Source organism: Nocardia anocheti (assembly GCF_029675105.1).
In the GTDB taxonomy this organism is placed as follows: domain Bacteria; phylum Actinomycetota; class Actinomycetes; order Mycobacteriales; family Mycobacteriaceae; genus Nocardia.
In genome coordinates, this window is sequence record NZ_JAQQFV010000006.1 from 315,736 (window position 1) to 326,695 (window position 10,960).

The window sequence follows — 10,960 nt, forward strand, 5'->3', positions numbered from 1 at the left end:
GATGTGCCAGGATCGGCCGCGAGACAGTGCACAGGCGCGCCGGAGTTGACGGCGCCTTCGGTGGGGAGGTCCGGCGTGGGTTCCGCAGCGGTCGAGGTAGTGGATCAGGCCGGGCCACGGCGGATTCTGGGGATCGCGGTGCCCACGCTCGGCGTGCTGGTGGCCGAGCCGCTGTACCTGTTGTTCGACATGGCCGTGGTCGGTCGGCTGGGGGCGCTCGCCCTGGCGGGTCTGGCGGTCGGCGGGGTGATCGTGGGTTCGGTCAGCACCCAGCTGACCTTCCTGTCCTACGGGACCACCGCCCGCGCGTCCCGCCGCCACGGCGCGGGTGACCGCGGGGGAGCCGTCGCCGAGGGCGTGCAGGCCAGCTGGGTGGGGGCGGCGATCGGATTGCTGATCGTGCTGGTGATCCAGGTGTTCGCCGCGCCGCTGTGTTCGGCCATCGCGGGCGGTGGTGACATCGCCGGGGAGGCACTGATCTGGGTGCGGATCGCGCTGTGCGGGGTCCCGCTGATCCTGTTGTCGATGGCGGGCAACGGCTGGATGCGCGGCGTCCAGGACGTGCGCAGGCCGCTGCTGTATGTGATCGCGGGCCTCGCCCTGTCGGCGGTGCTGTGCCCGATCCTGGTCTACGGCCTGCTCGGCGCGCCCCGGCTGGAACTGGCCGGTTCGGCCGTCGCCAATCTCGCCGGACAACTCGTCACCGGCGCGCTGTTCGTCTCCGCCCTGCTCCGCGAGCGGGTGTCGCTGCGCCCGCACCCGGCCGTCATGCGCGCCCAGCTCGTGCTGGGCCGCGACCTCATCGTGCGCAGCCTCTCCTTCCAGGCGTGCTTCATCTCCGCCGCCGCCGTGGCCGCCCGTTTCGGCGCCGCGTCGGTCGCCGCGCACCAGGTGGTGCTCCAGCTGTGGAATTTCCTCGCCCTGACCCTGGACTCGCTGGCCATCGCCGCGCAGACCCTCGTCGGCGCGGCGCTGGGTGCCGGTAGTGCCCAGGGCGCCACGGGCATCGCGCGACGGGTCACCGGCTGGTCGGGGATCTTCGCCCTGGTCCTGGCGGGCGCCTTCGCCGCGGGCTACGGCGTGGTGCCGCTGCTGTTCACCGACGACCCCGCCGTGCTCGACCGCGTCCACGTCATCTGGTGGTTCTTCGTCGCGATGATCCCCGTCGCGGGGGCGGTCTTCGCCCTCGACGGCGTGCTGCTCGGCGCGGGCGACGCGGCGTTCCTGCGCACCGCCACGCTGGTGGCGGCGCTGGGCGGGTTCCTGCCGCTGATCTGGCTCTCGCTGGTCTTCGACTGGGGTGTCGCGGGCATCTGGACCGGGCTGGTGGCGTTCATGCTGCTGCGCCTGGTCGCGGTCGTCGGCCGGGCGCGGTCGGGGCGCTGGGCCAGGGTCGGCGCCGACATCCCGCGCGGGGTCGCGTGAGCGCTCAGCGCGGGTACGGGCTGAGCATGTCGATCCAGCGGATCTCGAGATCGCGGGTCAGGTAGTCCATCCGCGACTCCCAGAACTCGCGCATGTGCGGGAGCGCGAGGTGCGCGTCGAGGTCGTCCTTGCCGCGCCAGACCTCGTAGAAGACGAAGACGTCGGGATTCTCGCTGTCGACGTGGAAGTGGTATTCCAGGCAGCCCGGCTCGGCCCGGGTCGGGGCGACGAACGAGAGCAGCAGCTCCTGGAGTTCGTCGCGGCGTTCCGGTTTCGGGTGGGCGAACCCGACGAGGGCATAGGTCATGCTGCTCCTTAGGTACGATGGCTGACGTACCTAGGAACCGTAGGGCCGCAATAGGTATGACGCAAGTCGTACCTGAGGAGGTGTGGTGGACGACGACGCCGAACTGGACCTGGGCGCGGTCCTCACCGCGCTCGCCGACCCCCTACGCCGCAGGGTGATCACCCTGCTCGCCCTCGACCCCGCCGACGGTGACCGCAGCTGCTCGTCGTTCGACCTGCCCGTCACCAAGGCGACCCGCACCCATCACTTCCGGGTGCTGCGCGAAGCCGGGCTGGTCCGGCAGGTGAACCACGGCAACCGCAGCACCGTCGTGCTGCGCCGCGCCGAGCTCGACGCGCGCTTCCCCGGACTGCTCGGCCTGCTGGTCGCCGAGGCGGCCGAATCCGGCCAGTGGGAACCCGGCGGTGCGCCGAGGATCGGATATGCGACGGTGGAGCGGTGATTCCCAAGTTGATGGCGGTCAGCGACGTGCACGTCGGGCACCAGGGCAACAAGCCGGTCGTGGAACAGATCCAGCCGGATTCGCCCGAGGACTGGCTGATCGTCGCGGGTGACGTCGGCGAGAAGGCCGACGAGGTGCGCTGGGCGCTGGAATTGCTGCGCCGTCGCTTCGCCAAGGTGATCTGGGTGCCCGGCAACCACGAACTGTGGACCACGCCGAAGGACCCCGTCCAGATGCACGGCGCGGCGCGCTACGAGTACCTGGTGGCGATGTGTCGCGACCTCGATGTGATCACCCCGGAGGACCCGTTCCCGGTATGGACCGGCGCCGGTGCCGAGCGCTACGGCGGGCGCGTCACCCTCGCGCCGATGTTCCTGCTCTACGACTACTCCTGGCGGCCCGAGGGCACCACCACCAAGGCCCAGGCACTGGCCGTGGCGCGCGAACGCAATGTCGTGGCCACCGACGAATTCCTGCTCACCCCCGACCCGTACCTCACCCGTGACGCCTGGTGCCACGCGCGCGTGCAGTACACCCAGCGCCGCCTCGACGCGCTGGCCCCCGAGACCCCGGTGGTGTTGATCAACCACTTCCCACTGGTCCGTCAGCCCACCGAGATCCTGTTCTATCCGGAGTTCTCGCTGTGGTGCGGCACCGACCTCACCGCCGACTGGCACACCACCTACAACGTGGTGTGCGCGGTCTACGGCCACCTGCACATCCCGCGCACCACCTACTACGACGGCGTCCGCTTCGAGGAGGTCTCGCTCGGCTACCCGCGCGAGTGGAAGCGCCGCGGCATGCCGGAACCGCTGCTGCGCCAGATCCTGCCGGAACCCGTCTACGCCGAGGGCGACCTGAACGCCTGGGGTGGTCACTTCCCGGTGACGCCGGAGATGGAGGCCGCCGCGGCCGAGATGCGGGCCAAGGCCGAGCGGCGGCGCGGGGTCTGACACGTGATTTGCTTCGAACCGTGACCACTGATTTGGTGATGACCATGCACCGCACCACCAGCCGACCTCGCCGGACATCGGCCCGGGTCCGCCCATGACCCGCGCCGAGACCGGACTGCTGCGCACCATCCTGCCGTCCGGGGTGGCCGCCGCCGAGCTGCTGGCCTATCCGGAGGACCTGACGGCACATCCCGCCGAGGAACACCTGATCGCGAAGTCGGTCGAGAAGCGCCGCCGCGACTTCATCGGCGCCAGGCACTGCGCCCGGGTCGCCCTCGCACAGCTCGGGGAGCAGCCGGTGGCGATCGGCAAGGGCGAACGCGGCATGCCGCTGTTCCCGCGCGGCATCGTCGGCAGCCTCACCCACTGCGACGGCTACCGCGCCGCCGCGATGACCCACGCCCTGCGTTTCCGTTCGGTGGGCATCGACGCCGAACCGCACGGCCCGCTGCCCGACGGCGTCCTGGACTCGGTGAGTCTGCCCGCCGAACGCGAGTGGCTGTCCGGGACGTCGGACGACGGCCTGCACCTGGACCGGCTGCTGTTCTGCGCCAAGGAGGCCACCTACAAGGCCTGGTTCCCGCTGACCCTGCGCTGGCTCGGTTTCGAGGACGCGCACATCAGCTTCGAGATCGACACCCGCACCGCGGATTCCGGCTCCGGCACCTTCCATACGAAGCTGTTGATCCCCGGCACGACGAACGACGGAGGCACCCCCTTGACCGAGTTCGACGGACGCTGGCTGATCGCCGACGGGCTGATCCTGACCGCGATCGCGCACGGCTGATGGCGGCGCGCACCCCCGCGGTCGACCAGCTCGGCGGATTGGTGATCGTCGACAAGGACGGTGGCTGGACCAGCCACGACGTGGTGGCCCGCAGCCGGAGACTGTTGCGGACCAAGAAGGTCGGCCACGCGGGCACCCTGGACCCGATGGCCACCGGTGTGCTCGTGCTCGGCGTGGAACGGGCCACCAAACTGCTCGGTCAGCTGATCCTCACCAGCAAGGCCTACACCGCGACCATCCGCCTGGGCCAGTCCACCGTCACCGACGACGCCGAGGGCGAGACCACCGCGACCACCCCCGCGCTGCACCTCACCGACGAGGCCGTCGCCGCCGGGATCGCCGCCCTCACCGGCGACATCGAGCAGGTCCCCGCCACCGTGAGCGCCATCAAGGTCGACGGGGAACGCGCCTACGCGCGGGCCCGCGCCGGGGAGGACGTGCGACTCGCCGCCCGCCCGGTGACGGTGTCGCGCTTCGAGGTCCTGGCCCGCCGCGATGTCGCCGAGGGCGAGTTCGTCGACCTGGACGTGGAGGTCGAGTGCTCCTCGGGCACCTACATCCGCGCCCTCGCCCGCGACCTCGGCGCCGCGCTCGGCGTCGGCGGCCACCTGACCGCGTTGCGGCGCACCAGAGTCGGTCCGTTCACCCTCGAACACGCCCGCACCCTGGAGCAATTGGCGGCCGCCGCCGAGGCCGAACAGCCCCTGCTGAGCCTCGACATCGACACCGCCGTGCGCACCGCCTTCCCGCGTCGCGACATCGACGACGCCCAGGCGAACGACCTGCGCAACGGCCGCTGGCTGGACCCGATCGGCGTCAAGGGCGTCTACGCGGCCATCGATCCGGCCGGACGCGCCATCGCCCTGCTCGAGGAGAGCGGCAAACGCGCCTCCTCGGTGATGGTCGTCCGCCCCCAGGGCATCGGCGACTGACCGCTCCCGCGCCGCCACCCCGCCGAGCGGCTCGGCGCCGACCCGTCGATCGTGCCCTGGAACCCGATTCCGGCGACCAGGGTCGGGCGGCCGGGTGGAATCACCCTGTGCGGCACGGACACCCGCTCGATGCCGCCGGTCCGTACAGTGGCGGGAGACGGTCGGCGCGACAGCATTCGCCCGCCGCGGGGAAGGGTAGCGAGATGAGTGCAGAGCCGGTCGACACATTCACCCTGTGGGATCAGGACGGGGACGGCCAGGTCTCGGTCGACGACATCCTCACCGGAATCCGTTCCGCCGGAATCGATGTCGAGCGGGCCGCGATCGAGCGCCTGGTCGCCGCCGCCGACACCGATGGCGACTTCCTGGTCTCCCGCGCCGAATTCGACGCCGCCGTGGTCGGCGGCCGCATCGAGGTCACCGACGCCGAGGCCGCCTTCCGCGTCTTCGACGTCAACGGCGACGGCCGCATCTCGGTCACCGAACTGGAGTCCCTGATCCGCCACGTCGGCGCGGGCCGCGTCGACGAACCCGCCGCCGACCTGCTGACCGCCGCCGACCAGGACGGCGACGGCTACCTCTCGCTACCCGAATTCCGGGTCCTGCTGGACTTCCTGTCCCGCTGAGCCGCACCCACCCACCAGGGTGTCAGGACGTCAGCCAGATGGCCTCGGCGGCGAGGGTGCCCAGTTCGGTGGGGGAGTCGGCGGTGTCGATGCGTACCGCGATGGTGCCCGCGAAGTCGCGGCGTTCCTCGACCTCGATGGTGGTGTCGAGGGCGATGCCGACGGAGTCGAAATAGCGCAGCATGGCCGGGTCGGAGTCGGAGATGCGGGCGACGCGGCCGGATTCGCCCGCCGCGAAATCGCTGAGGCGTCGGGCCGGGGGCGTGGGGACGTCGCCGTCGGTGGAGGGGATCGGGTCGCCGTGCGGGTCGCGGTCGGGGTAGCCGAGTTTGGCGTCGATGCGCGACATGAGCAGGTCCGAGACGGCGTGTTCGAGCACCTCGGCCTCGTCGTGCACCTCGTCCCAGCCGTAGCCCAGTTCGTTCACCAGGAAGGTCTCGATCAGCCGGTGGCGGCGCACCATGGCCACCGCGGCCAGACGACCGTGCTCGGTGAGGGTGATCGAGCCGTAGCGGGCGTGCTCGACCAGGCCCTGATCGGCCAGTTTGCGCACCGCCTCGGACACCGTCGAGGCCGACACGCCGATCCGCTCGGCCAGCAGCTTGGTCGACACCTTCTCCTGCGACCACTCCTGCGCGGTCCAGATGACCTTCAGATAGTCCTGCGCCACCGCGGACAGTTCGGGCGCGACCGTCGCGGCGTCGGCGGCCTCGGCCGCACCGGGCGGGTTCGACCCACGGCGGGTCGCGACATCTCGTTTACCTGGCACATTCTTGATGTTAGGCATCCCTGGCCGGAATGACACATCGGCGAACCGGCACGGCGCAGCACGACATTCCGCGCGGAGGCAGAATTCTGTTCCGGTGTCGCTGTGCGTAGGCTTCGCTCTGTGCAGAGATGGCGAAGCCTCGACGAGGTGCCCGCGGACTGGGGGCGCTGCGTCCTCACGATCGGCGTGTTCGACGGCGTGCATCGCGGGCACGCGCAGCTGATCAGCCGGGCCGTGGCGGCCGCGGACAAGCGTGGAGTGCCCTCGGTCTTGATGACCTTCGACCCCCACCCGATGGAGGTGGTGCGGGCCGGTTCGCACCCCGCCCAGCTGACCACCCTGACCCGCCGCGCCGAGCTGGCCGAGGAACTCGGTATCGACGTGTTCTGCGTGATGCCGTTCACCCAGGAATTCATGAAGCTCACCCCCTCCGGCTACGTGCACGACCTGCTCGTCGAGCGGTTGCACGTGTGCGAGGTGGTCGTCGGCGACAACTTCACCTTCGGCAAGAAGGCCGCGGGCACCGTCGACACCATGCGCGAGCTCGGCGCTCGCTTCGGGTTCGAGGTCGACGGGGTGACCCTGCTCGGCGAGCACGCCGTCACCTTCTCCTCCACCTACATCCGCGCCTGCGTCGACGCTGGTGACATGGCCGCCGCCGCCGAGGCGCTGGGGCGGCCGCACCGCGTGGAGGGCGTGGTCGTGCACGGCGACGGACGCGGGCGCGGGCTCGGTTTCCCGACCGCCAACGTCGCCCCGCCCATGCACGCCGCGATCCCGGCCGACGGGGTCTACGCGGGCTGGTTCACCGTGCTCGGGCAGGGGCCCTCGATCGGCACGGCCGCGCCCGGCGAGCGCGCGATGGCCGCCATCTCGGTGGGCACCAATCCGACCTTCTCGGGCCGCTCGCGCACGGTGGAGGCGTTCGTCCTCGACGGCGAGGCCGACCTCTACGGCCAGCACGTGGCGGTGGACTTCGTCGAGCAGTTGCGCGGGATGCGCAAGTTCGACTCTATCGACGACCTCGTCGAGGCCATGGGCCGCGATGTCGAGGCCGCCCGCAAGGTGCTCACCGCGGCCGCCGCCGACCAGGACTGACCCGGTGCGGGCCGCCGCCGGGCGTGCCGTACAGTGGATCCTCGGGTTTGCTGCGGTCCGCGGTGGCGCCCATCCCGGGTAACCGGACCTTCGAGCGCGGAACTGAGAAAGAGGAGTCTGCCCACATGGCGCTGACCACTGAGCAGAAGTCGGCCATCCTGGCCGAGTACGGCCTGCACGAGAAGGACACCGGCTCGCCGGAGGCGCAGATCGCGCTGCTGTCGAAGCGGATCTCGGACCTGACCGAGCACCTCAAGCAGCACAAGCACGATCACCACACCCGCCACGGCCTGCTGGCCCTGATCGGTCGTCGTCGTCGCCTGTCGAAGTACCTGCAGGCCAAGGACATCAACCGCTACCGTTCGCTCATCGAGCGTCTCGGCCTGCGTCGCTGATCCCCTTCGACACGCCTCCCCGCTGAGGCGGTCGGCGAGTAGCCAATGGGAAGAAGTACACTTCTTCTCGTTGGCTATTCGTGTATTCGGAGACCATGGGGCTTCCGCGTGCACTACAACATGTGACAGCCGTGTGCATCCGTCCGCGTGGCGTCGGTCTTCGGTAGTGGCCTTTCGGCAGGCGATGTTTTCTCCGCCGCCGTCGGGCTTCGATCGATGATCGCCTCCGCGTCGCCCCGCTTCTGGAATGTTCCAGCCAGGGGATCCGGTCGGGTGCTGCGCGTGGCAGCCAGGAGGGTTGCCCCGTGTCCGTGTCCGGTACGGCTGACGTACAGCCGGTCCGCGCCCAGATGGTGCTGCGTTCCGGCGAGACGAGAGGTCGAGAGAAGAAAAAATGACGCAGACAACTGAACGTACGTCGACCGCGGTCGAGGTCGAGCCCGGTGTTTTCGAGTCGGTCGCGCTGATCGACAACGGCAGCTTCGGCACCCGCACCCTCCGCTTCGAGACCGGCCGTCTGGCCAAGCAGGCCGCGGGCTCCGTGGTCGCCTACCTGGACGACGAGACCATGCTGCTGTCGGCGACCACCGCCGGTAAGCACCCCAAGGACCAGTTCGACTTCTTCCCGCTGACCGTCGACGTCGAAGAGCGCATGTACGCCGCGGGTCGCATCCCCGGCTCGTTCTTCCGTCGCGAGGGCCGCCCCTCCACCGACGCGATCCTGACCTGTCGCCTGATCGACCGTCCGCTGCGCCCGTCGTTCGTCGACGGCCTGCGCAACGAGATCCAGGTCGTGGTCACCGTGCTGAGCCTGGATCCGAAGGATCTCTACGACGTGGTGGCCATCAACGCCGCCTCGGCGTCCACCCAGATCTCCGGCCTGCCGTTCTCCGGCCCGGTCGGCGGCGTGCGCGTCGCCCTGATCGGTGGCCAGTGGGTCGCGTTCCCGACCGTCGAGCAGCTCGAGGACGCGGTCTTCGACATGGTCGTGGCCGGTCGCGTCACCGAGACCGGTGACGTCGCCATCATGATGGTCGAGGCCGAGGCCACCGACAAGGTCATCGCGCTCATCGAGGGTGGCGCCCAGGCGCCGACCGAGGCCGTCGTGGCCGAGGGCCTCGAGGCCGCCAAGCCGTTCATCGCTCGCCTGTGCCGCGCGCAGTCGGACCTGGCGGCGCTGGCCGCCAAGCCGACCGAAGAGTTCCCGCTGTTCCCGCCCTACGGTCCCGATGTGTTCGAGACCGTCGAGGGCACCGCGAAGGTGGAGCTCAACGAGGCGCTGAGCATCGCCGACAAGCAGGCCCGCGAGGCCCGCATCGACGAGATCAAGGCCGAGGTGCTCGGTCGCCTCGGTGACGACTTCGTCGGTCGCGAGAAGGAACTGGGCGCGGCGTTCCGCTCGGTCACCAAGAAGCTGGTGCGTCAGCGCATCCTCACCGACGGTTTCCGCATCGACGGGCGCGGCCTGGCCGACATCCGTCAGCTCTCCGCCGAGGTCGACGTGATCCCGCGCGCCCACGGTTCGGCGCTGTTCGAGCGTGGCGAGACCCAGATCATGGGCGTCACCACCCTGGACATGGTGAAGATGGCCCAGCAGGTCGACTCGCTCGGCCCGGAGACCACCAAGCGCTACATGCACCACTACAACTTCCCGCCGTTCTCCACCGGTGAGACCGGTCGCGTGGGTTCGCCCAAGCGTCGCGAGATCGGCCACGGCGCCCTCGCCGAGCGTGCCCTGGTGCCGGTGCTGCCCTCGCAGGAGGAGTTCCCCTACGCCATCCGTCAGGTCTCCGAGGCGCTGGGCTCCAACGGCTCCACCTCGATGGGCTCGGTCTGCGCGTCGACCCTGTCGCTGCTCAACGCCGGTGTGCCGCTGAAGGCACCGGTCGCGGGTATCGCGATGGGTCTGGTGTCGGACACCGTCACCAACGACAAGGGCGAGGACGAGGTCCGCTACGTGGCGCTGACCGACATCCTCGGCGCCGAGGACGCCTTCGGTGACATGGACTTCAAGGTCGCCGGTACCCGCGACTTCGTCACCGCCCTGCAGCTCGACACCAAGCTCGACGGCATCCCCTCGCAGGTGCTCGCCGGTGCGCTCAACCAGGCGCACGACGCCCGCACCACCATCCTGGACGTGATGGCCGAGGCCATCGCCACCCCGGACGAGATGAGCCCCTACGCCCCGCGCGTCACCGCGATCAAGATCCCGGTCGACAAGATCGGCGAGGTCATCGGGCCCAAGGGCAAGATGATCAACCAGATCACCGAGGACACCGGCGCCAACATCTCCATCGAGGATGACGGCACCGTGTTCGTCGGTGCGACCGACGGGCCTTCGGCTCAGGCCGCGATCGACGCGATCAACGCGATCGCCAACCCGCAGCTGCCCAAGGTCGGCGAGCGTTTCCTGGGCACGGTCGTCAAGACCACCGCCTTCGGCGCGTTCGTCTCGCTGCTGCCGGGCCGTGACGGCCTGGTGCACATCTCCAAGCTGGGCAACGGCAAGCGCGTGGCCAAGGTCGAGGACGTGGTGAACGTCGGCGACAAGCTGCGCGTGGAGATCGCCGACATCGACAACCGCGGCAAGATCTCGCTGGTCCCGGTCGAGGACGAGGCCGCCGCCGAACCGGCCGCCGCCGAGGAGACCACCGCCGCCGAGTAGGCGCCGGGTAGCTCCACCGGAACTGCCGAAACCCCCTGCCGTCCTCGACGGTGGGGGGTTTCGTCGTCCACGGAACCGGCCGGACGGTCGGGTAGTGGTGCGCGTCACGTCTATGCAACGGCGATGCAACGTTGGGACATCTAGTGTTGCCAGACACAGCGCGACCGCGCGCAGGCAGCCGTCGCGCCGCCCCGAGGGGTGGCGCCGTGACCGCTGCCCGCTCGGCGTATGCGGTCGGTTTGCCGACGCGCTCCCCGGGTCCGATCTGGAAACCCGACGACCAAGATTTTGACTGAATCTGGTCCGGTTTATTATCGAACCGAATACGCTTCCTCTCGTCCGCGGGCGCGTGTGTCAGGTGTCGGGGTTGACGATGGAGGTCGGGAGATAACCGAGTCATAGCTGCAAGGGATGCAACCCCTGGATCGTGGGCACGGCGGAGACGGACTGGCCGGTGCCCGGTTGCATGGCGGCGCGCCGGAACGCGGCGATCGTGTCATAGCCGATCGCACTGAATCCGGTCCGCGTGGGCGGATTTCGGGCAGGGTGCCCGAGGTTGGC

General features: G+C 69.9%; 11 protein-coding genes. 9 read left to right on the forward strand and 2 right to left on the reverse strand.

Annotation, left to right across the window (positions count from 1 at the left end):
* The first annotated feature begins 75 nt into the window (after nt 1-75).
* On the forward strand, nt 76-1,425 hold the full coding sequence (locus QC180_RS18155; RefSeq protein ID WP_278263939.1) for an MATE family efflux transporter: 1,350 nt from the start codon (nt 76-78) through the stop codon (nt 1,423-1,425).
* A 4-nt stretch (nt 1,426-1,429) separates the two neighbouring features.
* On the opposite strand, the gene QC180_RS18160 is transcribed toward QC180_RS18155, so the two are convergent.
* Nucleotides 1,430-1,732 carry a putative quinol monooxygenase gene (locus QC180_RS18160; RefSeq protein ID WP_278263940.1) on the reverse strand — a complete coding sequence of 101 codons (303 nt, stop codon included), beginning with the start codon at nt 1,730-1,732 and terminating at the stop codon, nt 1,430-1,432.
* A gap of 85 nt (nt 1,733-1,817) precedes the next feature.
* On the opposite strand from QC180_RS18160, the gene QC180_RS18165 reads away from it, so the two are divergent.
* From QC180_RS18165 to QC180_RS18185, 5 genes are all read left to right on the forward strand, one after another.
* Nucleotides 1,818-2,174: an ArsR/SmtB family transcription factor gene (locus tag QC180_RS18165; protein ID WP_347567333.1), complete on the forward strand. Its 357-nt coding sequence runs from the start codon at nt 1,818-1,820 to the stop codon at nt 2,172-2,174.
* Nucleotides 2,171-3,127: a metallophosphoesterase family protein gene (locus QC180_RS18170; RefSeq protein ID WP_278263942.1), complete on the forward strand. Its 957-nt coding sequence runs from the start codon at nt 2,171-2,173 to the stop codon at nt 3,125-3,127. The genes QC180_RS18165 and QC180_RS18170 overlap by 4 nt, the downstream gene beginning before the upstream one ends.
* A 94-nt stretch (nt 3,128-3,221) precedes the next feature.
* Nucleotides 3,222-3,914, forward strand: coding sequence for a 4'-phosphopantetheinyl transferase Npt (npt, locus tag QC180_RS18175; protein ID WP_278263943.1), 693 nt, complete (start codon nt 3,222-3,224; stop codon nt 3,912-3,914).
* Entirely contained in the window at nt 3,914-4,846 is a 933-nt protein-coding gene (gene truB / locus QC180_RS18180; protein WP_278263944.1) for a tRNA pseudouridine(55) synthase TruB, read from the forward strand. The genes npt and truB overlap by 1 nt, the downstream gene beginning before the upstream one ends.
* 203 nt (nt 4,847-5,049) lie before the next feature.
* On the forward strand, nt 5,050-5,472 hold the full coding sequence (locus tag QC180_RS18185) for an EF-hand domain-containing protein (protein ID WP_278263945.1): 423 nt from the start codon (nt 5,050-5,052) through the stop codon (nt 5,470-5,472).
* 22 nt (nt 5,473-5,494) lie between these two features.
* On the opposite strand, the gene QC180_RS18190 is transcribed toward QC180_RS18185, so the two are convergent.
* Nucleotides 5,495-6,259 carry a metal-dependent transcriptional regulator gene (locus tag QC180_RS18190; RefSeq protein ID WP_278263946.1) on the reverse strand — a complete coding sequence of 255 codons (765 nt, stop codon included), beginning with the start codon at nt 6,257-6,259 and terminating at the stop codon, nt 5,495-5,497.
* A 102-nt stretch (nt 6,260-6,361) separates the two neighbouring features.
* Between QC180_RS18190 and QC180_RS18195 the strand changes: the two genes are divergently transcribed.
* The 3 genes from QC180_RS18195 to QC180_RS18205 all read left to right on the forward strand — a co-directional run bounded on the left by QC180_RS18195 (nt 6,362) and on the right by QC180_RS18205 (nt 10,399).
* Complete coding sequence (locus QC180_RS18195; RefSeq protein ID WP_278263947.1) at nt 6,362-7,339, forward strand: bifunctional riboflavin kinase/FAD synthetase; 978 nt, start codon at nt 6,362-6,364, stop codon at nt 7,337-7,339.
* 125 nt (nt 7,340-7,464) lie between these two features.
* Nucleotides 7,465-7,734 (forward strand): 30S ribosomal protein S15, encoded by a 270-nt coding sequence (rpsO, locus tag QC180_RS18200; protein ID WP_067492627.1) that lies wholly within the window; start codon nt 7,465-7,467, stop codon nt 7,732-7,734.
* A gap of 394 nt (nt 7,735-8,128) precedes the next feature.
* On the forward strand, nt 8,129-10,399 hold the full coding sequence (locus tag QC180_RS18205) for a polyribonucleotide nucleotidyltransferase (RefSeq protein WP_278263948.1): 2,271 nt from the start codon (nt 8,129-8,131) through the stop codon (nt 10,397-10,399).
* The last annotated feature ends 561 nt before the right edge of the window (nt 10,400-10,960 follow it).

What these genes read in the sequence shown, in the direction of transcription:
- QC180_RS18160 (WP_278263940.1), bottom strand. Translation starts at nt 1,732, where the DNA reads ATGACCTATGCCCTCGTCGGGTTCGCCCACCCGAAACCGGAACGCCGC.
- npt (WP_278263943.1), top strand. Translation starts at nt 3,222, where the DNA reads ATGACCCGCGCCGAGACCGGACTGCTGCGCACCATCCTGCCGTCCGGG.
- truB (WP_278263944.1), top strand. Translation starts at nt 3,914, where the DNA reads ATGGCGGCGCGCACCCCCGCGGTCGACCAGCTCGGCGGATTGGTGATC.
- QC180_RS18185 (WP_278263945.1), top strand. Translation starts at nt 5,050, where the DNA reads ATGAGTGCAGAGCCGGTCGACACATTCACCCTGTGGGATCAGGACGGG.
- QC180_RS18190 (WP_278263946.1), bottom strand. Translation starts at nt 6,259, where the DNA reads ATGCCTAACATCAAGAATGTGCCAGGTAAACGAGATGTCGCGACCCGC.
- rpsO (WP_067492627.1), top strand. Translation starts at nt 7,465, where the DNA reads ATGGCGCTGACCACTGAGCAGAAGTCGGCCATCCTGGCCGAGTACGGC.
- QC180_RS18205 (WP_278263948.1), top strand. Translation starts at nt 8,129, where the DNA reads ATGACGCAGACAACTGAACGTACGTCGACCGCGGTCGAGGTCGAGCCC.